17 protein-coding genes and 1 pseudogene are annotated in these 23,765 nt (G+C 63.8%); 13 read left to right on the top strand and 5 right to left on the bottom strand.

Features of this window, described 5'->3' with window-relative positions:
* Nucleotides 1–2,175 carry a PA5441 family protein gene (locus tag AC07VG_RS26155; RefSeq protein WP_495002987.1) on the bottom strand — a complete coding sequence of 725 codons (2,175 nt, stop codon included), beginning with the start codon at nt 2,173–2,175 and terminating at the stop codon, nt 1–3.
* 225 nt (nt 2,176–2,400) lie between these two features.
* Here AC07VG_RS26155 and AC07VG_RS26150 point away from each other — a divergent pair, with 225 nt between their 5' ends.
* The 4 genes from AC07VG_RS26150 to AC07VG_RS26135 are packed head-to-tail and all read left to right on the top strand — an operon-like array spanning nt 2,401 to nt 7,122.
* Complete coding sequence (locus AC07VG_RS26150; protein WP_495022148.1) at nt 2,401–3,183, top strand: efflux RND transporter periplasmic adaptor subunit; 783 nt, start codon at nt 2,401–2,403, stop codon at nt 3,181–3,183.
* Nucleotides 3,180–4,502, top strand: a complete 1,323-nt coding sequence (locus AC07VG_RS26145; RefSeq protein ID WP_495002989.1) for an efflux RND transporter periplasmic adaptor subunit — start codon at nt 3,180–3,182, stop codon at nt 4,500–4,502. Before AC07VG_RS26150 ends, AC07VG_RS26145 begins: the two co-directional genes overlap by 4 nt.
* A complete protein-coding gene (locus tag AC07VG_RS26140) occupies nt 4,502–6,598 on the top strand; it encodes a site-2 protease family protein (RefSeq protein WP_495002990.1) in 2,097 nt (698 codons plus the stop codon). Before AC07VG_RS26145 ends, AC07VG_RS26140 begins: the two co-directional genes overlap by 1 nt.
* Nucleotides 6,599–6,627: 29 nt before the next feature.
* Nucleotides 6,628–7,122 carry a GNAT family N-acetyltransferase gene (locus AC07VG_RS26135; RefSeq protein WP_495022147.1) on the top strand — a complete coding sequence of 165 codons (495 nt, stop codon included), beginning with the start codon at nt 6,628–6,630 and terminating at the stop codon, nt 7,120–7,122.
* On the opposite strand, the gene AC07VG_RS26130 is transcribed toward AC07VG_RS26135, so the two are convergent.
* Nucleotides 7,115–7,426 (bottom strand): DUF6916 family protein, encoded by a 312-nt coding sequence (locus AC07VG_RS26130; RefSeq protein ID WP_495022146.1) that lies wholly within the window; start codon nt 7,424–7,426, stop codon nt 7,115–7,117. The two genes, AC07VG_RS26135 and AC07VG_RS26130, sit on opposite strands and share 8 nt — an antisense overlap.
* A 193-nt stretch (nt 7,427–7,619) precedes the next feature.
* A complete protein-coding gene (locus tag AC07VG_RS26125) occupies nt 7,620–8,210 on the bottom strand; it encodes a phage tail protein (protein WP_495022145.1) in 591 nt (196 codons plus the stop codon).
* Between the two features lie 242 nt (nt 8,211–8,452).
* Here AC07VG_RS26125 and AC07VG_RS26120 point away from each other — a divergent pair, with 242 nt between their 5' ends.
* The 6 genes from AC07VG_RS26120 to AC07VG_RS26095 all read left to right on the top strand — a co-directional run bounded on the left by AC07VG_RS26120 (nt 8,453) and on the right by AC07VG_RS26095 (nt 20,577).
* Nucleotides 8,453–10,039 carry a glycosyltransferase family 39 protein gene (locus AC07VG_RS26120; protein WP_495002994.1) on the top strand — a complete coding sequence of 529 codons (1,587 nt, stop codon included), beginning with the start codon at nt 8,453–8,455 and terminating at the stop codon, nt 10,037–10,039.
* Between the two features lie 165 nt (nt 10,040–10,204).
* Complete coding sequence (locus tag AC07VG_RS26115; protein ID WP_495022144.1) at nt 10,205–11,050, top strand: sulfotransferase family protein; 846 nt, start codon at nt 10,205–10,207, stop codon at nt 11,048–11,050.
* A gap of 120 nt (nt 11,051–11,170) precedes the next feature.
* Nucleotides 11,171–17,158, top strand: coding sequence for an Ig-like domain-containing protein (locus AC07VG_RS26110; RefSeq protein ID WP_495022143.1), 5,988 nt, complete (start codon nt 11,171–11,173; stop codon nt 17,156–17,158).
* 75 nt (nt 17,159–17,233) lie between these two features.
* Complete coding sequence (locus tag AC07VG_RS26105) at nt 17,234–18,748, top strand: TolC family protein (RefSeq protein ID WP_495002997.1); 1,515 nt, start codon at nt 17,234–17,236, stop codon at nt 18,746–18,748.
* Between the two features lie 60 nt (nt 18,749–18,808).
* Nucleotides 18,809–19,600: an aspartyl/asparaginyl beta-hydroxylase domain-containing protein gene (locus AC07VG_RS26100; protein ID WP_495022154.1), complete on the top strand. Its 792-nt coding sequence runs from the start codon at nt 18,809–18,811 to the stop codon at nt 19,598–19,600.
* Nucleotides 19,588–20,577, top strand: coding sequence for a sulfotransferase family protein (locus AC07VG_RS26095; RefSeq protein WP_495002998.1), 990 nt, complete (start codon nt 19,588–19,590; stop codon nt 20,575–20,577). Before AC07VG_RS26100 ends, AC07VG_RS26095 begins: the two co-directional genes overlap by 13 nt.
* A 162-nt stretch (nt 20,578–20,739) precedes the next feature.
* On the opposite strand, the gene AC07VG_RS26090 is transcribed toward AC07VG_RS26095, so the two are convergent.
* Entirely contained in the window at nt 20,740–21,507 is a 768-nt protein-coding gene (locus AC07VG_RS26090; protein WP_495002999.1) for a slipin family protein, read from the bottom strand.
* A 2-nt stretch (nt 21,508–21,509) separates the two neighbouring features.
* Nucleotides 21,510–22,091 (bottom strand): NfeD family protein, encoded by a 582-nt coding sequence (locus AC07VG_RS26085; RefSeq protein ID WP_495003000.1) that lies wholly within the window; start codon nt 22,089–22,091, stop codon nt 21,510–21,512.
* Between the two features lie 447 nt (nt 22,092–22,538).
* Between AC07VG_RS26085 and AC07VG_RS26080 the strand changes: the two genes are divergently transcribed.
* The 3 genes and pseudogenes from AC07VG_RS26080 to AC07VG_RS26070 form a co-directional block, all read left to right on the top strand.
* On the top strand, nt 22,539–23,000 hold the full coding sequence (locus AC07VG_RS26080; protein WP_495003001.1) for an aminoacyl-tRNA deacylase: 462 nt from the start codon (nt 22,539–22,541) through the stop codon (nt 22,998–23,000).
* Nucleotides 23,001–23,109: 109 nt separating this feature from the next.
* A complete protein-coding gene (locus AC07VG_RS26075; RefSeq protein ID WP_177091233.1) occupies nt 23,110–23,355 on the top strand; it encodes a DUF2789 domain-containing protein in 246 nt (81 codons plus the stop codon).
* 90 nt (nt 23,356–23,445) lie between these two features.
* Nucleotides 23,446–23,670, top strand: a pseudogene (locus tag AC07VG_RS26070) (Fic family protein); the annotation flags it as partial.
* Nucleotides 23,671–23,765: the final 95 nt, after the last annotated feature.

Below are 23,765 nucleotides of genomic sequence, written 5' to 3'. Positions count from 1 at the left end.
TTACCAGTAGTACTGCAGCGACTTGCCCCACTGGGTGCTGGCATAGCTGGTTTTAAGCTGCTTGAACCAGGCCTTGCGTTGCGCCGGCGTCACGTCCTTGCCACCGCAACTGTTGTAGCCCGCGGGCGCGTAGCAGTTGATCGCTCGGAACAGGGCGTAGGCCTTGTCGGTGGACGTTGCCTTGGCGTCGGCGATCACGCTCTGGTAACCGTCGAGACGCGAGAAGGTGGTGCCCTTGAACAAGGATGCGGTTCCACCCAGCTCATCCGCGCTGCGCTGGCTGTCCAGCGGCATGCCGTCCAGGCTGTTGCGCAGGATGAATTCGCCCAGGCAGTTCAGCGCCTGCGGCTGCTTGGCGTCGGCTTGCAAAGTCGTCGCCGTCTCGCCAATGGTCGGACAGGCATAACCGGATTCGGCCTTGGCGCCGCTCCAGCGGAACAGTTTGAGCGGCTGGCCGCCGCTGTAGGTGTAACCCAGGGCGGTGCCCAACTTGGTGTCGGCCGGCTCGGCGGGCAACTGCTTGAGGTCGGCGGCGAAATCGGCGTAATGGCCCAGACGCAGGTCCTTGTAGAGCAATACGAACAAGGCCGTATCCCGCTCGGTGGACGCTTCGCCCTGGGCGACCTGACGCAGCAGGCCGGCGTCGGCGATATGCCGCAGCAGGATGGCGCGCACTTGTGGGGTCTTGATCGGCGAGTCGCTGGCAAAGACCTTGGCCACCTGCTGGTTGCGTTCGTAGTGGTTGGCCAGGGCCAGCTCGACCTGCTCGCGTTGCAGCGGCTGGCGGACTTGCGGCAGCAGTTTCAGCCACAGGGCTTCGGCGCCGTTCCCGTCCTGTTTCGCTTCCAGGGCCAGACCACGGAGCATCTGCTGGCTGAAGGCGAGGTAGTCGAGTTTCGCCGGGATCTCGGTCGGCAGGCTCTTGAGCGCCAGTTCCGGGTTTTTCGCGACATACAGCTGGAACGCGGCCTGCAGGTAGTCGTACAGCGCCGGTTGCGCGGCGAAGATCGGCTTCTGCGCCTGCAAGATTTCCAGGGTCAGCTTGGGCGTGGCGTTCTCGCCGTAACCGGGGCGCATGCCCATCAGGTCGTCGAGGGCCTGGAACAAGGGCTGCTCGACCTTGCCGCTGCCGAACAGCATCTTGTTGTCGATCTCCTGCACCAGTTCGTCAGGCGTTACGTTGCGTTCGTCGGCCTTGGCCTGGCCCAGTTGCCAGAGGTATTCGGCCGCCTGCTTCTCGGAATTCCCGGCCAACCAGTAGACTCGCCGCAACAGGCCTCGGGCGGAGGTCGCGTAGAGGCCCTGGGGCCAGGTGCCGAGGTAGCGCTGGAAACCTTCCTCGGCCAGTTTCAACTGGGCTTTGTCGGCCTCTTCCTTGGTTGGCATCCCGTCGCTGTCGAAGGTGTTCTGTTGCGCCAGGTTGAGGGCGGTGCGCGCCTGCATGTACTGCGCGGTTTCCTTCAACCAGGGTTGCGGGTTCTCGCTCAGGCTGGCGAAGGCCTGGGAGGCTTCGGCGAAGCGCCCGCTGTAGAAGCTGATGGCACCGTTCAAGTAGCTGGCAAATGCCTGGCCCTGGGCCGATTGCACGGCGGGCACCAGGCTCGCTTGCTGGGTCGGCTCCCAGGCGCAGGTGTCGAGCATCTGCAGGCGAGCGCGGGCCAGGGCCTGGCGCTCGGGGTCGGGCAGCTCGGGGCTGGCCAGCAGTTGGTTGATAAAGGTGGTGGCGCTCTCGGCATCGTTGCTGCGGCAGCGTCCGCCCTCGCCAGACAGCAGGCTGACGACGTTTTCGCCGTGGTCGCGGGTGATACCGAGCTTCGCCAAGGCCTCGTCGAGGGGAGACGCGACGGGCGTGCCCGCTGCGCTGCTGACGGTCGGCGCAGGGGCCGTGTCCAGACGGCTATTGGCGAATGGCACCGGGCCGAAACCGGCGTTCAGGTCTTCCTCGCTCAGCGGGTTGGGCGCCAGGGGCAAGGAGCCCTGGTCGGACAGCAGCAGGCGCAGGTTGACCCGGCTGTCGTTGCCCGGGCTGAGGAAGGTCAGGTTGCTGCAACCGTCGAGGCTGTACTTGAGCAGCGACCAGTGCGGGTAGCAGGTGTCGTCGGAGCTGGCCTGGGCCAGTGAGCAGAAGCTGGCGCTCATCGCCAGGGCCAGAGATGTCAGAAGACCAATACGCATGAATTGTCCCTAATTCGGTAAACGAGCGGCAGCGATGCCGGGAATGGCGCGAATAATACCGAAGCCGGGCCGTAACACCTATGCTTGTAGCCAGCGCGGTGTTGCAGCCTGTGATCTGCCGCACATCGGCGGTCGCCCGGCTCTTCGATAAACATAGTGGCAATTGGCTTGACGCTTGATACGGCTGCCGTAGACTCGCGATTATCCGACAAGGAGTCTCTTTATATGTGGTGTTTGCGGGTGGGTGTGTTTGGGTTGTCCTGCATGGCGTGCCTGGCGCAGGCGCAGGCGCCGGTCGAGGTTGATCCGTTGTTGGACAATAATGCCGCCGCGCCGCATGCCGTCGCCACCAGCGAGGCCCGTGGTGTGTTGCGCGCCCGTGACCAGGCAATGCTCGCCAGCGAGCTGTCGGGGCGCATTGTCGAGTTGCCGTTCAGTGAAGGCGAGACCTTCAAGCAGGGCGACACCCTGGCGCGATTCGACTGCTCGGCCTATCAGGCCCAACTCAATGCCGCCCAGGCCGCCAGCCGTGGTGCCAGTGAAGAACTGGCGCACAATAAACAGTTGGCTTCGTTGAACTCCGTCGGTCGCTTCGAAGTGGCCCGCGCCGAGGCCAAGCTCGCCGAAACCCAGGCCCAGTCCCAGGTCTACCAAGTGCAGGTCAAGCGTTGCAGCGTGATCGCGCCCTATGATGGCCAGGTCGTGCAGCGCAAGGTCCAGCGCTATGAAAGCGTCTCGGCCGGGTCGCCGATGCTGGAGATCGTCGACAACCGCACCCTGGAAATCCACTTGCTGGTGCCGTCGCGCTGGATGGGCAAGCTCAAGGCCGGGCAGACCTTCAGCTTCGTCCCGGATGAAACCGGCCAGCCTCTGACCGCCACCATCAAGCGCCTGGGCGCGCGGATCGATGAAGGCAGCCAGACCCTGTTGCTGGTGGCCAGCCTGCCCAAGGCCGACGGCCTGCTGGCGGGCATGAGTGGCACCGCGCGTTTCGAGGCGCTGAAGTGAACGCACCGGTAGCGGGTGCCGTGGAGCGGGTATTCGCCCAGTTCCTCGACCTTGAGCGCCTGACCCGCGCCGCCCGCACCCCCGAACAGCTGGCTTATAGCCTGGTCAACGACGGCCAGGCGCTGTTTGGCTTTCGCCATGCCGCTCTGCTGATCGCCGGTAAGGTGCGGGCGGTGACCGGGGTCAGCTCGGTGGAACCAAATGCGCCGTTTGTCGCCTTTGTCGAACACGCCGTGGCGCAGGTTTTCAAGCTGGAACGGGCCAAGCCCGCGACCGTGGTGCCGATGGAGGCGTTTACCGCCTCGGTGCGCGAGGACTGGCAGAGCCTGTCGGCGCCCCAGGTGTTCTGGTTACCGCTGCTCGATCACAAGGGTGAAGTCTTTGGCGGCCTGTGGCTGGCCCGCGACAATCCCTGGAGTCCTTCCGAACAGGTGCTGCTGGCGCAATTGGGCGACACCTACAGCCATGCCTGGCTCGCCTTGCAGCCACGGCGGCCGTGGCGTTTGCGCTTCACCCGCAAGCGCCAGGCGTTGCTGGTGGTCCTGGCCCTGCTGAGCCTGCTGATTCCGGTGCGCCAGTCGGTGCTGGCGCCGGCGGAAGTCGTGCCGCTGGCCGGCCGGGTGGTGGCGGCCCCGCTGGACGGGGTGATTGCCGAGTTCCTGGTCAAGCCGAACCAGACGGTGAAAACCGGCGACCTGCTGGTGCGCTTTGAAAGCACCACCCTCAAGGCCCAGGCCGATGTGGCTCAGCGCGCCCTCGGTGTGGCCGAAGCCGAATTGAAGGCCAATGCCCAGCGGGCCTTTGCCGATGCCGAGTCGAGCTCGAAGATCGATTTGCTGGCGGCGCGGGTCGAACAGAAACGTGCCGAACGCGATTACGCTGCCGAGTTACTCAAACGCAGCGAAGTGCGCGCCGAACGTGACGGTATCGCGGTGTTCGCCGACGCCGAGCGCTGGACCGGCAAGCCGGTGCAGACCGGTGAACGGTTGATGGAGATCGCCGACCCGAGCCAGGCCGAACTGCGTATCGAGCTGGCGGTCGGCGATGCCATCGCCCTGGCGTCCGACGCCGAAGTCGCCTTGTTCCTCGACAGCGACCCCTTGCAGCGTTATTCGGCCAAGCTGGAGCGGGTGGCCTACGAGGCGCAATCGACCCCGGCCGGGCAGTTGGCCTATCGCCTGGATGCCGGCTTTATCGATACCCCGGTACCGCGTATCGGCTTGCGCGGTACGGCGAAACTCTTCGGCCAGCGCGCGCCGCTGGCCTTGTACCTGCTGCGCCGGCCATTGGCCGGGCTGCGCCAGAGTGTCGGCTTGTAATGAACCTGCCCAGCCTGCGCGCGGACCTGCAACTCACCGCGGCCTCGCCGGCATTGGACGGTTCACCGCGTTGGACCCTGGCCGATCCGGTGCGCGGGCGTTATTTCAAGCTTGGCGCCCAGGCCATCCGCCTGCTGCGGCATTGGTCGCTGGGTGATCCGGAGCACGTGCTGCAAGCGGCGAACCGTGAACCGGGCCTGCCGCTGGGCGACCCGGAGCTGGAGCAGTTGCTGGGCTTTTTGCGCGCCCATGACCTGATTGCTTCGCTGGACCCGCAACAGCGCGCCAGCTACGCCTGGAAAGCCGCCGCGTCGCGCCAGAGCCTGTGGCAGATGGCCCTGCATCAATACCTGTTTTTCCGCATTCCCCTGTGGCGCCCGGATGCGTTCCTCAATCGCGCCTGGCCGTGGCTGCAACGCTTTGGCCCGCGCCTGCTGCGCTATGGTTTGCCGGCCACCCTGGGGCTTGGGGTGTTTCTGGTGTCGCGGGACTGGGAGCGCTTTCTCTCGACCTTTCCGCACCTGTTCAGCCTCGGCGGGGCGATGGCCTTCGGCATCGCGCTGTTCTTCGCCAAGCTCTGCCATGAGTTCGGCCATGCCTTCATGGCCAAGCGCGCCGGCTGTCGGGTGCAGAGCATGGGCGTGGCCTTCATGGTCATGCTGCCGCTGTTCTACACCGATGTCAGCGATGCCTGGCGGATCAACGACCGCAAGGCGCGCTTGTTGATCGGTGCCGGCGGGGTCATGGCCGAGATGCTGCTGGCCTGTATCGCCCTGCTGGCCTGGTCGCTGTTGCCGGACGGGGCGGCGCGCACGGCGGCGTTCATGCTCGCCAGCGCCACCTGGCTGACCACTCTGGCGGTCAACCTCAACCCGTTCATGCGTTTCGACGGTTATTTTCTGCTCAGCGATTTCTGGGAAATCGACAACCTCCAGGGCCGGGCCTTTGCCCTGTGTCGCTGGCGCTTGCGTGAGGCCTTGTTCGGCTACGACGAGTCGGCCCCCGAACCCTGGCCGCCGGCCATGCGCCGACGGCTGCTGTGGTGGGGGTTCCTTTCCTGGTTGTGGCGCGCGGCGCTGTTTTTCGGGATCGCCCTGGCGGTCTATCACCTGTTCTTCAAGCTGCTGGGCATTTTCCTGATGATGGTCGAGCTGGGCTGGTTCATCTTCCTGCCGATTTTCAAGGAAACCCGCGAATGGTGGTCGCGGCGCGAACAGGCGCACACCCCACGGGTGCTGCTCAGCGGCCTGGGCCTGTTGGCGCTGCTGTTGCTGGTGGCGGTGCCCTGGCGCAGCAGCGTGGAAATACCGGTGATGCTCGAGGCCGGGCGGGTCACGGCGTTGCATGCGCCGGTCGCCGCGCGGGTCAAGCAGGTCAATGTGCGCGATGGGCAGATGGTCGAGGCGGGCGCGGTGCTGGTGGCGCTGGAGTCGCCGGACGTCGACTCGCGGTTGATCATCGTGCGGCGGGAAATCGATATCCTGCAATTGCAGATGCGCCGTCAGGCCGGGCGCAGCGAAACCGCGGCGGATGTCGGCATTCTTGAACAGCGACTGGCGGAGGCCGTGGCCGAATACCGGGGTTTGCAGGCCCGTCGTGAGCGCTTGTTGTTAAAGGCGCCGCAGGCCGGCCAGGTGCGCGACCTGATGCCGCAATTGAGCGTCGGGCGCTGGGTTTCGACCAAGGAGCCGCTGGCGCGGGTCGTCGAGGACGGTACTCGCCTGCGCGGTTACCTGGCCGAAGAGGACTTGTGGCGGGTCGCGCCGGGGGCGAAAGGCCGTTTTGTCGCCGACGACCCAATGCGCCCGGCCTGGCCGGTGGAATTGCTGGACGTCGACGCCAATGGCGTGGCGGCCATCGACCAGGAGGCCCTGACCTCCGATCACCACGGGCCGATTGCCGTGCGTCGCGACGAAAACCGCCGGCCGGAACCGGTGCAGGCGCAATACGGCGCCCGCCTGCGCGTGCTCGAGGAGGTGCCGACGCCGAGCCATCCGTTGCGCGGCGTGGCGGTGTTGCAGGGACGCAGTGAGTCATTACTGGGCACGGCCTGGCGGCGCATGGCCGCCCTGGGCGTGCGGGAGAGTGGTTTCTAGTCGTTACAACGGTTCAGGGAGTACAACCGATGTTGAACAGTTCGTCTGCCGCCGGCTTGTCCATGCGGCCGTCACGGCCTACCGATGGGCCTTTTCTGCAGAGCCTCTATCAGTCGGCCCGGCCCGAGTTGCAGTGGATCGACGCCGACCCCGAAGTGGTCGAGCAGGTGGTTGCCCAGCAATTCCAGGTGCAGGAGCAGGGGATCGGCGATAACTTCCCCGATGCGATTCATTATGTGGTGGAAAAGCTCGACACCCCCATCGGCGTGCTGAGCGCCGACTTCGGCCCTAATGAAATCCGCGTGCTGTACCTGGCGTTTATCCCGGCGGCGCGGGGCAAGGGCTTTGGTCGCAGTGTGCTGCAAGGGGTGCAGAAGGCCGCCGAACAGGTGCGCTGTCCGGTGGCGACGGTGGTCTGGGCGAGTAATCCCCAGGCGCGCCAGCATTACCTGGCGCTGGGGTTTCGGGTCGAGGAGAGTTCGCCAGCGGCTGAGCGGTTGGTCTGGTACCCGGGCTTCAGTTGAAGACGATATTGAAATAGCCCAGGGCCGGGTCGCGGCCCTGGGGCGGCTCGCGCGAGACGAACATGGCGTCCACGCGGCCCAGCTGCGGTAACTCCAGGGCGCACGGGCCGTCGATGAAATCCGTCGGTTCCAGGCTGCGCAACGTCACGTTGAAGGGGATTCGGGGGCTCTCCGGCAGGCGCGATTGCGGGCGCAGCTCGACCGCTTCGATCTGGATCGGCAGCTGGCTGCCGTCGGGCAGGTGCAGCAGGCAGTGCTGTTTCATCAGCAACTGGAAGTGTTCACTTGAAACCTGTTGCAGCATCGATATGCTCCGTCATGCAGGGTAAATGGGGCGTCTGGCCCTGATCGGTCAAGGTGCAACGCGAAATCTGTAGGCGCGGGCTTGTCGGGACGCCGCATCGCAGCGATGAGGCCCTTGAACCTTGCGGTGTCCATTCGGACGCCAGCGCCAGCAAGCTGGCTCCTACAGGTTTCGCGGTGATCCCATCCTCTCGTCAGTTACGAGACGGGAATAGTCCTTGCAGGGCAATGCTGAAGTTCACCGCCAGGAATGGATTCATCGTCGCCAGTGGCAGGCTGCCGCCGGGCGTGCTCAGGGTGCCAGCAATGGTGCTGGTCGTGCCTTTCAGTGCAATCGGCGACGCGCCTTGTGCATCGGAGTAGATCGCGGCCGAGGGCGGTCCAGCCGGGGCGGATGCACCGATATAGGCGTGGGTGGTGGTGGGCGCATTGACCGGATTGCTGGGGACGCTCGCCAGGTTGACGGTGGTGGTGACGGTCAGGCTGGCGGTCGGGATCACCTGCGGCGGCAGGTTGCTGCCCAGGACCGAAACACTTTCGGTGCCGTTGAATTCGCCCATGACCCGGGTCGTCAGGCCCGGTCCGGTACCCTGGCAGATGGGAATCCGGCTCTGCAGGTTGGGCAGGCCGAAGCTGCTCTGGCCGTTGCCGCCATAGGTCGTGCCCATCACCGCGAACAACGCCTGATATTGCGAGAGAGGTACCAACTGCCCATTGCACAGTGCCCAGCCGTAAGGGGCGTAGTTGAAGCCGAACATCTGGATATTGCCGAGAAATACTTCCATAGATCCTTATCCTTCAGCTGTGTTAAGTGAAGTGCCTTGCCCGTTGATCGGGTTGTATAGGCCGCCGGTCCGGGTCTGCTGTGCACCGTCTGAAAGCGTAGACGCTGTCTTTGCGGGGGACCGGTTTTTTGCGTGGTCAAGGTCGTGATTGGAACAGTCAGGCAAGGCGATGTCGTTCTAGCCTACAATCACCGCGTCATACCCCCCAGGCGGGTGCAGTTGTCGATTTTTAGAGGATGGTGATGGGCGTTCCGAGTAATGATGAAGCAGCAAAGCGACTTTACTGTCAGCCTGTCACGCATCCGCAATCGCTGGTCCAGCTGCTTCGCGAACCCTGGCTGATAGCGCTCATGCTACTGGCCGTCGCGTTGCGTCTTTATGAGCTGACGGCCGCGGCAATCTGGGGCGATGAAGGCTCCAGCCTGCTGCTGGCCCAGTTCCCGCTGGCCGGCATCTGGTTCCATGCGTCCCACGATGTCCATCCGCCGCTGTATTTCATGCTGCTGCATGTCTGGATGGGCCTGTTCGGCGACTCGATCCTGTCGATTCGGATGATGAGCGCGGTGCCGGGAGTGCTCACGGTGCTGCTCGGCACCTGGCTGGCGCACCTGATCGCCAGCCGGCGGGCGACGATGCTGACTTGCCTGCTGCTGACGCTGTTGCCCACGGCCGTGCGCTACAGCCAGGAAATACGCATGTATTCGCTGATGGGCGTGTGGCTGCTGGGGGCGACCATTGCGCTGGTGTATTGGGTCCGCGAGCCCGCGCGCAAGCGTTATCTGCTGATCTATGCGCTGCTGATGGCGGCCGCGTTCTATACCCACTATTTCTCGGCGTTGTGCGTGCTGTCGCACTGGCTCTACCTGCTGGTGATCCGTCCGCAACCGGGCAGCGCGCACCGCTATATCGCCCGCCGCGAGTGGTGGCTGGCCAACGTGGCGATCGTGCTGCTGTTCCTGCCCTGGTTGCCGGGGTTGATCGACCTGGTGCGGCATATGGAAGAGCTGAAGGTCGGTGGTGATGTCGGCTGGGAACCCCCGGTCACCTTGCGCTCGCTGCCGTCGATGATCTGGCAACTGATGGCGCAGGATGACGGCGAAGGCATGCCGCTGTGGCTGTTCGTGACCCTGCCGGGGGTGATGGCGGCCGTGATGACGTTCCTCGTCTGGACTGACCGCAGTCGTTATCATTTCGACACGATGGTAGTGATCTACAGCGCACTGCCGCTGGTGCTGGTGTTCGCCATTTCGTTCCTCTCGCCGGTGTTCATCGAACGCTACCTGACCGTGCCAGCGCTCGGCCTGCCGATTGTCCTGGCGCTGAGCATCGACCGTCTGGCACAGCGCTTCAAGGTCCTGGCCGTGCTGCTGCTGGTGGCGGTCCTGGCGGTGGAGGGCGTGGGCCTGAAGAACAACTACACCGTTGACACCGGCGACCAGTTCAACAACATGGTCGAGTACATGAACCAGCACACGGTGGCCGGCGACCAGGTAGTGCTGGGCGACATGTTCTGGTTGCTCACCTGGGGCTACTACGACAAGAGCGCCACCGCGCCGCGGTTGTATACGCCGCCCTCGGCCAAGGGCGTGTCGACCCGGCCCAACAATTACGGTTTCGGCACCCTGATCGATGAAAACAGCGGCGTCTACCTTGATCATCTGGAGGACCTGCCGGCAGGTAACGGCCGGGTCTGGCTGGTGATGAGCCGGGTTGCACCGGATGAATTCCCGTCCATTCCGGATAACTGGCGAAAAATTGACCAGCATGCCGGTGGCGACACCCAAGCGGTGTTGTATGAGGTCTGCGGCGCTTCATGTAGCGGGAACTAACCGCTAAGGGCTTGAAATACAGCGATAAAGTCGCGCTAAAGATCCATGAACGCCAATGATCATGGGTCTTTTCGACGTAAAGCCCCTACAATTGATGTCAAAATACTACTAGTCCGGAACAATTCCTTACGCTACGCTTTGTCCTACAAATGGACTTCCGCTAGGGTGAAGGGATTGCGCAGTTTTCACTTTATCTCCGGTTTACCGCGCTCAGGGTCGACCCTGCTGTCTGCCATTCTTTTACAAAACCCCCGTTTTCATGCCGGCATGAGCAGTCCGGTCGGCACCCTGTTCAACAGCGTGCTGGACCAGTGCAGCGCCGGCAGCGAGTTCGGCTCGGTGATCGATACCGATATGCGCCGCCGCCTGTTGCGCGGACTGTTCGAGTCCTATTACGCCGACAAGACCGGACAATCGGTGGTTTTCGATACCAATCGCCAGTGGTCGGCGCGCCTGCCCGCGCTGATGGACCTGTTTCCCCAGTCCAAGGTCATCGCCTGCGTGCGCAATGTCGCCTGGGTCATGGACAGCCTCGAGCGGCTGTACCGCGCCAACCCCTTCGAGAACACCAAGCTGTTCAACGACGAGATCGAGCGCAACACCGTCTACAGCCGTTGCGAAACCCTGGCCCAGCGCAATCGCCTGGTGGGGTTCGCCTGGACGGCGCTCAAGGAAGCCTATTACGGCGAACACGCCGATTCCGTGTTGCTGGTCGATTACGACCTGCTGTCCCAGGCCCCGGAGCGGGTGTTGCGGCTGGTCTACGACTTTATCGGCGAGCCCTTTTTCGAACACGATTTCGAGCACCTGGTGTATGACGCGCCGGCATTCGACCAGGCCCTCGGGGTCGCCGGCCTGCACAAGGTCAAGCCCAAGGTGGCGCTGGAGCCACGGCGCACGATCCTGCCGCCGGATCTGTTCGAAAAATATGCGGAATTGTCATTCTGGAACGATGGCTCAGCCAGCGCCGCGAATGTCATTCGTATGAAAACCAATACCGGGGTCAGTTGATCGCGGTTTTTTATTCCGACAAAAAATCCTTTGAGCGTACACGCGCTCAAGTGCAGGTGAAGCATGTGGTGGAGTAAACAGAAATCGCCGGCTGAAGGCGTGAGAAGCCTGGTTTCACCCATGATCATCCCGCTTGAGCCGCGCATGCTGTTTGACGGCGCCGTGGCGGCCACCGTGGTCGAGGCCGCGCAGCCGGCCAACCACGCCACCACCGATGCGGCGAAGGCACCGGCCACCGATCATGCGACCGCGCCCGCCGATGCCCACCCGCAATCCGATGCCACGCCGACCCCGGCGCCGGCCGCTGTACCTGGCCAGTCGGTGGTCTTCGTCGACTCGCGGGTACAGGATTTCAGTGCCCTGCTCAAGGGCGTCGCCCCCGGCACCCAGGTGGTGGTGCTGCAGGCCGGCAAGGATGGCCTGCAACAGATCGCCGATTACCTGGACACCCACCAGGGTGTGAGCACCGTGGAAATCATCGCCCACGGCAATTCGGGCGACCTGTGGCTGGGCAGCACCTATCTATCGTCGACTAACGTCGCGGCGCGGGCCGACGTGCTGGCGCGCATCGGCAATGACATGAATGTCGGCGGCGATATCCTGATCTACGCCTGTAATACCGCCGAAGGCGCCACCGGCCTCGGCTTTGTCGACTCCCTGGCGCAATACACCGGGCGCGATATCGCCGCGTCGACCAACCGCACCGGCCTGGGCGGCGACTGGACCCTGGAAATTTCCACCGGGGTCATCGAAAGCCACAATGTGCTCTCGGCCGATGCCATGGCTGCGTACCAGTACGGCCTGTCGACCATTACGGTGACCAATACCCTTGATAGTGGCGTCGGCTCACTGCGTGCGGCCCTGAGCAATGCGGTGGCGGGCGATATCATTACCTTCAACGCCAGCATGACGGTCAATCTGAATTCGCAACTGGTCATCAGCAAGAACCTCACCATCGAAGGCGACCTGGACCACAACGGCACACCCGATGTGACCCTCAGCGGGCAATACAAGACCCAGGTGCTCATGGTCAATTCCGGGATCACCGCGACCCTGGACGGGCTGGTCATTACCCAGGGGTTGGCGGTGGGCGATGGCGCGGCGGCCGGGGTCGACGGCACCGCGGCGATGGGCGGCGGTATTGTCAACGCCGGTAACCTGACCCTGAACAATGTCACGGTGACCAGCAACGCGGCCTCGGGCGGCGGCGGCGGCGGCGGGGTCACGGCGCCCTACGTCGGCGGCGCGGTTGGTGGCGGCGGCGGCGGCGGTGGTGCTCTTGGCGGACAAAATGGGGGTCATGGTGGTAGCTCGGGCTTCGGTACGGGGGTCTATGGCGGTACCTCCGGCACCGCCAACCATGGTGGTACCGGCGGCGGCTACAACCCCAGCTACATGGGTGGCAAGGGGGGGAGCAGCACCGGCGGCGCGGGCGGTATAGGCGCCGCCAACTACAGTAGCGGCGGTAACGGTGGCACGGCGAACAACGGCACCATCTCGATTGGCGGTGGTGGTGGTGGCTCCGGTTGGGACAAGCCTGGCCGGGCCGGCGCATCGGCCAGCGGCGGTATCTACAACGCCAGCACCGGTACCCTGACGATCGTCGGTACTTCAGTGATTTCCAGCAACATCGCGGCTGGCGGCGGTGGTGGCGGTGGCGGTGGCCTGGGCGGCTCCGCCGACTCCGGTGGCGCGGCCGGCAAAGGCGTCGGCGCGATCTGGAACAAAGGCACGTTGTTGATGACCGCCGCCAACTTCGCGGCGATGACCGGCAACGTCGGTGGCAGCGGCTCCGGTGGTCCGGCACTGGGCGGCGGCAGCACCGGCGCCAGCGTGGCGGCGGTGAACAATATCTTCAACGACGGCGGTACGCTCAACACCGCCTATGCGCCGGCACCGACCGCAACCATCGTGGTCACCAACACCTCGCAGCATATCGGCAGCACTTCGCTGGTGACCATTACCTTCAACCAGGCAGTGACCGGCTTTACCAGCGCCGACCTGACGATTGCCAACGGTACCCTGGGCACCCTGAATACCAGCGATAACATCACCTACACCGCGACCTTTACACCGAACTCGAGTGTCACCAGCGCCACCAACAACATCGTCCTCGACAATGCTGGCGTCACCGCCACGTCGACGGGTACACCGGGAACCGGCACCACCTCGTCCAACAACTACGCCATCGATACCGTGCGCCCGACCGCGACCGTCTCGGTGGTTGCGCCTACGCTGAGCACCACGGTCAACTCGACGGTGAACATTACCTTCAGCGAAGCGGTGAGCGGTTTCAGCCTGGCCGACATGACGGCGTCCAATGGTACCCTGAGCAACCTGACCACCAGCGACAATATCCACTGGACCGCGACCCTGACGCCGAGCGCCAGCAACAACAGCAGCGGCAACGTCATCACCCTGGACAACACCCTCTATACCGATACCGCGACCAACGCCGGTACCGGCACGACCACGTCCAACACCTATGCGGTCGACACCGTGCGGCCGACCGCGAACATCGTGGTGTCCGATACAGCACTGAACATCAGCGGTAACACGTCGCTGGTGACCATCACCTTCAGCGAGGCGGTCACCGGGCTCACCGCCGGCGCCTTCACGGTCGCCGACGGCGCCCTGAGCAACTTGAGCAGCAGCGACGGCGGTACCACCTGGACCGCAACTCTGACGGCAACCCCTGGGGTCACCCATACCGGCGACGTCATCGCCCTGAACAACACCGCGGTCAGTGATGGCGCGGGCAACGCCGGCAGTGGTACCACCAACTCCAACACCTATGCCGTCGATACCCAGCGGCCGAACGCCACCGTCGTGTTCGCCAACACCAACCTGGGCATCGGCCAGACCTCGCTGGTGACCATCACCTTCAGCGAAGCCGTGACCGGTTTCACCAACGCCGACCTGACGGTGTCCAATGGCACCCTGAGCGCGGTGCAGACCAGTGACGGCGGCGTGACCTGGACCGCGACCTTCACCCCGACGGCGAGTATCGTCAGCGCGAGCAACCACATCACCCTGGACAACACCGGGGTCCAGGACCTGGCGGGCAACGCCGGCAGCGGCAGCACCACGTCGAACAACGTGGCCATCGACGGCGTGCGTCCGACCGCGACCGTGGTGGTTGCGAACAACTCCCTGATCATTGGCCAGACCTCGCAGGTGACCATTACCTTCTCGGAAGCCGTGGTCGGTTTCACCAATGCCGACCTGACGGTGTCCAACGGCACCCTGAGCGCGGTGAGCAGCAGCGACGGTGGCGTGACCTGGATCGCGACCTTCACCCCGAATGCGAGCATCACCAGCACCATCAATGTCATCACCCTGGACAATACCGCCTATAGCGACACCAGCGGCAACATCGGCACCGGGACCACCGACTCCAACAACTACGCCATCGACACCCAGCGCCCGACCGCGACCATCGTCGTCGCCGATCCGACGCTCACCGCTGGTGAAACCTCGCTGGTAACCATCACCTTCAGCGAAGCGGTGACCGGGTTCACCAATGCCGACCTGACCATCGCCAATGGCACCCTGAGCGCGGTGAGCACCAGTGACGGCGGTATCACCTGGACCGCGACCTTCACGCCAGGCACGAACACCAACAGCGCGACCAACATCATCACCCTGGCCAATGCCGGTATCGCTGACCAGGCCGGCAACGCCGGCACGGGCATCACCAACTCGGCGAACTTCACTATCGACACCGTGCAGCCGACCGCGACCATCGTGATGGCGAACCCGGCAATGAAGATCGGCGACACCTCGCTGGTGACCATCACCTTCAACGAGGCGGTGAGCGGTTTCAGCAATGCCGACCTGTCGATCACCAGCGGCACCCTGAGCGCGGTGCACAGCAGCGATGGCGGTATCACCTGGACTGCCACTTTCACCCCGACGGCGGGCATCACCGACGCCAGTGACCAGATCACCCTGGACAACACCGGCGTCCAGGCGGCCGTTTCGGGCAATGTCGGCAGCGGCAGCAGCGTGTCCAACAACTACGCCATCGATACTCAGCGACCGACCGCCACCGTGGTGGTGACGAACGACCACCTGGGTATCGGCGGTACGTCCCTGGTGACCATCACTTTCAGTGAAGCGGTGACTGGCGTCAGCCTGGCCGACCTGACCACCGACAACGGCACCCTGAGCGGCCTGAGCACCAGCGACAACATCACCTATACCGCGACCCTGACACCGGTGGCGGGTATCACCCAGAACAACAATCACATTGTCCTGGACAACAGCACGGTGACCGACATCGCGGGCAACAACGGCACCGGGACCATCAGCTCGAACGCCTATAATATCGACAGCGTGCGGCCAACCGCGACCATCGTGGTGGCCAGCCCGAGCCTGCTCGTCGGACAGACCTCACTGGTGACCATCACCTTCAGCGAGGCGGTGACCGGTTTCGACAACAGCGACCTGAGCGTGCCCAACGGTACCCTGAGTGCGGTGAGCACCAGCGACGGTGGCGTGACCTGGACGGCGACCTTCACCCCGACCGCCAACATCCACGACAGCACCAACCTGATCAGCCTGAACAATGCAGGCTATACGGACCTGGCGGGCAACGCCGGCGCCGGTATCACCAACTCAGGCAACTTCACCATTGATACGGTGCGTCCGACCGCAACCATCGTGGTAGCGGATAACGCCCTGAAGGTCGGTGACACCTCGCTGGTGACCATCACCTTCAGCGAAGCCGTGACCGGCTTCAGCAACGCCGACCTGACGATCAGCAACGGCACCTTGACCGGCGTCACCACCAGCGATGGCGGCATCACCTGGACGGCGACCTTCACCCCGACCAGCAACATCACCAACAGCAGCAACCTGATCGAGCTGAACAACACTCTCGTGGCGAACGCCTCGGGCAACGCCGGCAGCGGTGTCACCGACTCCAACAACTACAGCATCGACACCCAGCGTCCGACCGCGACCATCTCCGTGGCCAACAACAACCTGGGCATCGGCCAGACCACCACCGTAACCATCGCCTTCAGCGAAGTGGTGACCGGTTTCAACCTGTCCGAGCTCAGCGTCGCCAACGGCACGCTGTCCAACCTGGCCAGCGCCGATGGCGGCAAGACCTGGACCGCGACCCTGACCCCGACGGCAGCCATCACCGATGCCACCAACCTGATCGTGCTGGACACCAGCCTGGTCAACGATACCGCGGGCAATGCCGGAGCGAGCATCGCGATTTCCAACAACTACTCAGTCGATGCCGACCGGCCGACGGCGACCATCAGCGTCGCCAACCCGAACCTGACCGCCGGCCAGACCACCGTGGTGACCTTCACCTTCAGCGAGAAGGTCAGCAATTTCAACCTCGCTGAGCTGAGCGTGGCCAATGGCGTGCTGTCCAACCTGGCCAGCGCCGACGGCGGCAAGACCTGGACCGCGACCCTGACGCCGACGGCGAACATCACCGACCCGAGCAACTTCATCACCCTGGACAACAGCCTGGTCACCGACCTGGCCGGCAACGCCGGGACCGGCTTCGCCAACTCCAACAACTTCGCGGTCAACACCGTGGCGTTGGGTGGCGATCCGCAGTTCCGCGTCGACACGCCGGTGGCGCGGCCGGATGTGCCGAACCAGCCGTTGCAGCCACAGATCAGCATCACGCCGACCGGCGGCCTCGGCTCGCCGCTGGGCTTCCCGCCGTTGTTTGAACAGCGCACCTCGGGCGACGGTTTGCCGCCAGTGGGCAATATCTTCATCAACCAGAACGCGCTGGCGCCGAGTTTTATCGCCCAGGTGTTCAGCACCGATAACAGTGCCAGCGGCAGCACCAGTGGTTTTCTCGGTTTTGGCGGCGGTGATGGCGGGGTGTTCGGCAGCAGTACTATGTCGAGCATTTTCCACCACGAGTCGGGCAACAGCGATAGCTCCACCAGCCAGGTCTTCGACCGTAATGGCAAGGGCCTGGGCGATCCGGCCCAGGGCGTGCGCGGCATTTTCGGCGCGCCGACCCTGGGGCAGCAATTGCAGAAGATCAAAGACGGTGAGCAGAAACAGCTGCATGAACTAGCCTGGGCGTTGGAGCAGGTCGGCATCAGCGAAATGTCGGCCTGAACAAGATTGGGAATCTGCGTCGGCGGTTGTCGGCGCCTATAAAAAAGAATGTGCTAGTCAGGGGCGGTGCTAGGGATGAGAAGAAGTCATAGGTTGTTCAGCGTCAGTGTCTTGGCGCTGGTAGTCAGTGGTTGTGCCGTCACCAGCCAGCCGATCGATCGTAGCGTCAGCGAACAACGCGCCAAGAGCGATATGCAGACCATGTTCAAGGATCAGGAGCCGCTGAGCGGCCCGCTGACCTTGCACGAGGCCATGGCCCGCGCGGTGAAGTACAACCTCGAAGGCCGGCTCAAGATCATGGAAGAGGCCCTGGCCAAGCGTCAGCTCGACCTCGCCAGCTTCGACATGTTGCCGCGCATGGCGCTGTCCGCCGGCTATGCCGGGCGTAATAACGTCAGCGCCTCCAGCAGCCAGAACGTCCAGACCGGTGAGCAGTCGCTGGTACCTTCGACCTCCCAGGACCGCGACCGTCGTGTCGGCGACCTGACCATGGTCTGGAACGTGCTCGACTTCGGCGTAAGCTACATCAACGCCAAGCAACAGGGCGACCAACGCTTGATCGTCCAGGAGCGCCGGCGCAAGGTGGTCAACACCATCGTCCAGGACGTGCGTTCGGCCTACTGGCGCGCCGTGGCCGCCGAGCGCCTGCTCAAGCAGATCGACGCACTGATGGCGCGGGTCGAGCAGGCCCAGGGTAACAGCGAGAAAATGAGCGACCAGCGGATTGGCGATCCGATCCAGGCCCTGGGTTACCAGCGCGCTTTGATCGTCGCCACGCGCCAATTGGAAGAGCAGCGCAAGGCCCTGACCCTGGCCAAGACCGAACTGGCGACCCTGATCAACCTGCCCATGGGCACCGAGCTGACCCTGGCGACCCCGGACAACTACGAGATCCCGGAACTCAAGGTCGACATGGGCAAGCTGGAAGAGGAGGCCCTGACCAACCGTCCGGAACTGCGCGAGCAGGACTACCAGACCCGCATCAGCGCCAACGAAACCCGCAAGGCCATGCTGCGCCTGCTGCCGGGCCTGGAGTTCTCCGCCGGCGGCCATTACGACAGCAACTCCTTCCTGGTCAACGACAAGTGGGCCGACTACGGTGTCAAAGTCACCTGGAACCTGTTCAACGTGATTTCCGCGCCGGCGGCCATCGATGTGGCCAAGGCTGGTGAGGAAGTCGCCACGGCACGCCGTCAGGCCATGTCCATCGCGGTGCTGGCCCAGCTCTACGTGGCCAATGCCAACTTCAATGAAGCGCTGCGTCAGTTCAAGACCAGCCAGCAACTGTCGAACATCGACGGGCAGATCGCCGGTCAACTGCGCAACCGCTACAAGGCGGCGGGGCTCGGTGAACTGGACCTGATCCAGGGCGAGCTCAACACCTTGCAGGCCGACCTGCGGCGCGACTTGGCCTATGCCGACCTGCGCAACGCCTACGGGCAGATCTTTGCCAGCGCCGGGCTCGATCCGCTGCCGGCGGAAGTGTCTTCGACCAAGATCCAGTCGATTGCCGGGGCCCTGGCCACGCGCGAGTCCGAATGGGCCGCGGGCAAGATTGATGAGCCTGTGAGCCATGCCCAGGCCAAATGACCGCCGCGCGGCCGGTGCCGGGCAGTGGCTCGACGGGGTGCGCGCGGGCGGAGTGATCCCCTGAGCCGGCCGGCGTTTTCCCGCCTGCCGGTCGCCGTGGACTTGCCACTGCTGCGCCAGGCCCTGGCACAGTTGGGCGATAGCGCCTGGGTGGCGCATTTCAATCGCGATTACTTCACTGGCGAGTGGAGCGGGGTGGCGCTGGTGTCCGCCAACGATGCCCCGGGCGAACTGGCGCCGGGCAAGGGTAAGGCGGTTGCACGCAAGCCTTGGCTGGAAGACCCGCGTTGGTCCTATGGCTTGCAGGGGCTGCCGTTGGAAATCCGCTCGGCGCGGCTGTTGCGGCTGGGGCCGGGCGGGCGGATTCATGAACACCGCGATTACGACCTCAGTCCCCCGGACGCCGATCGGCGCCTGCATATTCCCTTGCTCAGCCCTCCCGACGTGGAGTTCATGCTCGATGGGCAGCGCATCCCCATGAAGGCCGGGGAATGCTGGTTTCTCGATTTGGCGCGGCCCCACAGTGTCGACAACTGGGGCGATCACGAGAGGGTCCACCTGGTACTCGACTGTCGTCCGAGTGCCTGGCTGGAAGAGCAGATCGCCGCGGGCCTGCCGAGCACTCCGACGCCCGGCCTGGGTCGGGCCGCCGTGGCGCTCGAACAGTTTCGCCAATGGCTGGAGCGTGACCCGCAACTGTGCCGGGAACTGCAGGCGCACACCGACAGCGAAGCCTTTATCGTCTGGACCCTGGAGCGCGCCGCCGCCCATGGCCTGCATTTCGCCCGTGAGGATCTGCGCGCGGCCATGAGCCGTGGCCGCCGCAGCTGGAATCCGCCATGGACGGCCTGAAGGACTGGTTGCCGATTCGCGTCTGGCGCGAAGACGTCTATTGGCGCGTCGACTGGTGCTGGTTCGGCGGGCGCCGGCTGGATCAGCCGTTCTTTGGCGACTCGGTGGAGGAGGCCCTGCAACTGCCGTTCAATCAGGTCTTCCGACGTGAGACGCCACTGGCGGTGCTCAGTGAATGGCAGGTGCCGGCGGTGGCGCCGAGCGCGTTCATCTATCACGCCTCGCGGTGCGGTTCGACGCTGATCGGCCAGATGCTGGCGCAGCTGGACAGCCATATCGTGATCAGCGAGCCGCCACCGCTCGACCGCTTGTTGCGCGACGAGCTCGATCCGCAGGAACGGCGCGCGGCCCTGCAGGGTTTGCTGGCGGCCTATGGGCAGCGGCGGTGTGGTGGCGAACAGGCATTGGTGATCAAGCTGGACGCCTGGAATATCGGCGAGTTGCCCCTGCTGCGCGAGTGTTTTCCCGAGACGCCCTGGTTGTTCCTGTACCGCGATCCGCTGGAAATCGCCGTGTCCCATTTGCGGCGGTCCGGGCTGCACATGGTGCCGGGGATGATTGGCGGCAGCTCGTTGGACACCCCGGGGCAGGACGACTCGCGGGAGGACTACATCGCCGCGCGCCTCGGGCGGATCCTCCAGCAGGGTTGGGAACACTGTCTTGCTTTTGGCGGTTTACCGGTCAATTACAACGAGCTGCCGGGGGCGTTGGCGGGGCATCTGGGTGAGTTCTTCGGGCTCGACGACCGGCAGCGCAGCCAGGTGTTTGCGGTCGCCCGACAGCACGCCAAGCAGCCGGACCAAGTGTTTGTGCCGGACAGCCAGGACAAGCATCGGGAAGCCTCCGAGTGGCTCAAGGAACGGGTGGCGTTGTGGGCCGGAGCCCCTTATCAGGCACTGGAAGCCTTGCGCGCGGAACGCAATCCTCCAGGCGCCGCCGGCCACCGCCAGCTTGCGCGCAATGGCCGCCAACGCTGACGCGGATTTGTGGGCGCTGGCTTGCCGGCGATGGCGTCCGGAGGGGCGCCGTAAGGCTCAAGGGTCTCATCGCCGGCAAGCCAGCTCCTACAGGGTTTTGGGCATGACGATAATTTGTGGCATGGCTGGGAGCCGGCAAGCCAGCGCCCACAGAGAACGGCATCAGGTTTTATCTTTCGGTGACAGATCGGCCATGCCCTTCAACAACTCGATGGGCAGCGGAAACACGATGGTCGAACTCTTGTCCCCGGCAATCGACGACAGCGTCTGCATATAACGCAGCTGCATGGCCCCTGGCTGACGCCCGAGCATTTCGGCGGCCTGCATCAGCTTCTCGGAAGCCTGCAATTCCCCTTCGGCGTGAATCACCTTGGCCCGCCGTTCCCGTTCGGCCTCGGCCTGCTTGGCGATGGCGCGGATCATCGACTCGTTGAGGTCGACGTGCTTGATCTCGACGTTGGCGACCTTGATCCCCCAGGCATCGGTCTGGGCATCCAGCACCTGCTGGACATCGGAATTGAGTTTTTCCCGCTCGGCCAGCAGCTCATCCAGTTCGTGCTTGCCGAGTACCGCGCGCAGCGTCGTCTGGGCCAGCTGGCTGGTGGCGGCGAGAAAGTTTTCTACCTGGATAATCGCCTTCTGCGGATCGAGCACGCGGAAATACAGCACCGCATTGACCTTCACCGAGACGTTGTCGCGGGTGATCACATCTTGCGGCGGCACATCGTGGACCACGGTACGCAGGTCCACCCGGACCATCTGCTGCACCAGCGGAATCAATATGATCAGCCCGGGTCCCTTGACCTGCCAGAAGCGTCCGAGCTGGAACACCACACCGCGTTCGTATTCACGCAGGATACGAAAGGTCGAGGCCGCCAGCATCAGCAGCAGGAACGCGAGCAGCGCGCCGGAACCCAATTGCAGGACCATAATCAATCTCCTCGCCTAGGTGGGTCGTCAACGGCTTGCACTTCCAACAGCAGGCCCTTGCGCGCAATAACCCGTACCTGTTGGCCGGGATGCAGCGGTGTGGGGCTCAGGACCTGCCAGTTTTCGCCTTGCAAGCGCACCCAACCGGCGTAGGCATCACCGGCTTTCAGGGTGGTGATGGGCGTCAGGCTGCCTTCCAGCCCGGCATCGCCGCTGACCACCTGACGTCGATGGGCCTTGAGTGCGGCGCCGATCACGCCGATGAGCAAGAGTATGCCGATGAGCATCAGACTGATTTTCAACGGCTGGGCGGTGTTATCGTCAAACAGTTGTGGGTTGAACAGGACCAGCATACCGACCACCACCGCGACCAGACCGCTGGCGCCGATCGCACCGTAGCTGGGCACCAGGGCTTCGGCGACGATCAGGGCGATACCCAGCAGGATCAGCCCGGAACCGGAGTCGCCGATGGGCAGCACGAGCAGGGTCACGACGGAGTCGGCGCCTTCGGCAAGTTGGGGCCCCACGGGCCAGACGATCAGCCACCCGAACAACAACCAGGCCCACCAGCAACGACTGCTCACTTGAATTCTCCGCGAGTTTCGTCATCCCCACCTAAAAGCTTAGTCGAGTGGCGGCGCCCCGCCGGATAAACACGGGCTCACAGCTCTCCTGGACCCGTCGATGCTACCTCGATCCCGACCTTGCAACTCCGGCCAACAGGGTCCTTGTGGCAGCCGGCTTGCTGGCGATGGTGGTCGACCAGGCGATGCAAGACTGACGGGCCTCATCGCCGGCAAGCCAGCTCCTACAGGTTTGAGGCGTACACACCATTCGGGTATGGCGCTGTTATGTAGGAGCGGGGCTTGCCCGCGAAGCTTTTAGATCCGACTCGACTATCGAGGCCCCGTGATAGCGAGAACGGTTACTGAGGTTAACCCGACGTCCCCCGGTGAACTGCCTAGACTCTTACCCAGGGAATACAGCAAACCCATCGCCCTGGGGCATTCGACAGGGCTCGGAGGTGCATCATGCGTATGGCAAAAACCGTGCAGCGCAGCCTGGAGCAGGCGCGTTGCGAATTCGACATCGTCGCTCATCCGCATTCGTCCAGCAGCCTGGAAACTGCCCGCCTGGCGGGGATCCCGGCCGAGCGCATGGCCAAGTCGGTGGTCCTCGACGACCAGCACGGCCACTACCTGATGGCGGTCCTGCCCGCCAGCCAGCACCTGGACCTGAGCAAGGTCCGTGGCGCCAGTACCTGGCAGATCACCCGGGAAAGCACCCTGGCCTATCTGTTCCAGGATTGCGAACGCGGTGCCGTGCCGGCGCTGGGCGAGTCCTACGGCTTGAGGATGGTGGTCGACCCGTTGCTGACCCGTCAGCAGGACATCTACCTGGAAGCCGGCAATCACCACAACCTGGTGCATATGCAGATGGACCAGTACCTGAAACTGGTGCCCCATGCCGAGGTGTGCGAGGTCTGCCACTGAGGCCCGTGCACTGCCTGTTTGCTACTCACGCGGTGCTTCACGGCGGGAACGCGGTTGCTCGCGAAACTGTCTGACCCGCACCGCCATTTTCCTTATACCGGAGAGCCCAATGGAATCACCTGACCACAGCCTGCCGTCCCTGTTCAAGCAATTGGGCCTGCCCGACGACCCCGTCAGCATTGATCGTTTTATCGCCACTCATTCGCCGCTCAAGCCGGAGTTGCACCTGGCCGACGCGTTTTTCTGGAGCAAGAGCCAGGCGGACTTTCTGCGTGACGAGATTCTCGACGATGCCGACTGGGCGGAAGTGGTGGATCAGTTGGATGTGTTGTTGAGGAAGGGGAGAGGGGTGTAAAAAAAATGTGGAAAATGCCCTAAATGTAAAAAAATCTGGGGAAGAGATAAAAAAATCTGAGCTTTAATCGCGTTAGTCAGTGTTATTCCGCTCTTCGACCCGAAACACTATTTAACGGGCCCTAGCGTGCGTAATGCTCGGTGGCGAGTTGATTTTAACGGCCTGGGCTCTCTGCACTATTGCGCTACGGTAGAGCGTACTCCCGAGCCGGAAGACTTGCTGAGCCTCGATATCCTGGGACGCGCCAAAGCTTTTTTGGCCAGCTTACCCCCGGAGATGATGGATCGTGCCATCAACTGGGCTTACCTCCACGAGCAGCTCATCACCCGTGAACCAGGCTTGAGTTCAGCCGGACCACTCCGCCGCCCAGCCTTCACCCGGCCGAATGAAGTAATTGCTTCAAAACTTGA

It is taken from the genome of Pseudomonas sp. GW821-FHT03C07 (assembly GCF_059420925.1).
Note: the sequence above shows the minus strand (reverse complement) of the source record. Positions and strands in the feature narration are given on the sequence as shown.

Excerpts from the sequence above, each read along its gene's own strand:
- AC07VG_RS26120 (WP_495002994.1), top strand. The coding sequence starts at position 8,453 with ATGGGCGTTCCGAGTAATGATGAAGCAGCAAAGCGACTTTACTGTCAG.
- AC07VG_RS26075 (WP_177091233.1), top strand. The coding sequence starts at position 23,110 with ATGGAATCACCTGACCACAGCCTGCCGTCCCTGTTCAAGCAATTGGGC.
- AC07VG_RS26105 (WP_495002997.1), top strand. The coding sequence starts at position 17,234 with ATGAGAAGAAGTCATAGGTTGTTCAGCGTCAGTGTCTTGGCGCTGGTA.
- AC07VG_RS26090 (WP_495002999.1), bottom strand. The coding sequence starts at position 21,507 with ATGGTCCTGCAATTGGGTTCCGGCGCGCTGCTCGCGTTCCTGCTGCTG.
- AC07VG_RS26110 (WP_495022143.1), top strand. The coding sequence starts at position 11,171 with ATGATCATCCCGCTTGAGCCGCGCATGCTGTTTGACGGCGCCGTGGCG.
- AC07VG_RS26130 (WP_495022146.1), bottom strand. The coding sequence starts at position 7,426 with ATGCTGCAACAGGTTTCAAGTGAACACTTCCAGTTGCTGATGAAACAG.
- AC07VG_RS26140 (WP_495002990.1), top strand. The coding sequence starts at position 4,502 with ATGAACCTGCCCAGCCTGCGCGCGGACCTGCAACTCACCGCGGCCTCG.
- AC07VG_RS26135 (WP_495022147.1), top strand. The coding sequence starts at position 6,628 with ATGTTGAACAGTTCGTCTGCCGCCGGCTTGTCCATGCGGCCGTCACGG.
- AC07VG_RS26080 (WP_495003001.1), top strand. The coding sequence starts at position 22,539 with ATGCGTATGGCAAAAACCGTGCAGCGCAGCCTGGAGCAGGCGCGTTGC.
- AC07VG_RS26125 (WP_495022145.1), bottom strand. The coding sequence starts at position 8,210 with ATGGAAGTATTTCTCGGCAATATCCAGATGTTCGGCTTCAACTACGCC.
- AC07VG_RS26150 (WP_495022148.1), top strand. The coding sequence starts at position 2,401 with ATGTGGTGTTTGCGGGTGGGTGTGTTTGGGTTGTCCTGCATGGCGTGC.
- AC07VG_RS26155 (WP_495002987.1), bottom strand. The coding sequence starts at position 2,175 with ATGCGTATTGGTCTTCTGACATCTCTGGCCCTGGCGATGAGCGCCAGC.
- AC07VG_RS26095 (WP_495002998.1), top strand. The coding sequence starts at position 19,588 with ATGGACGGCCTGAAGGACTGGTTGCCGATTCGCGTCTGGCGCGAAGAC.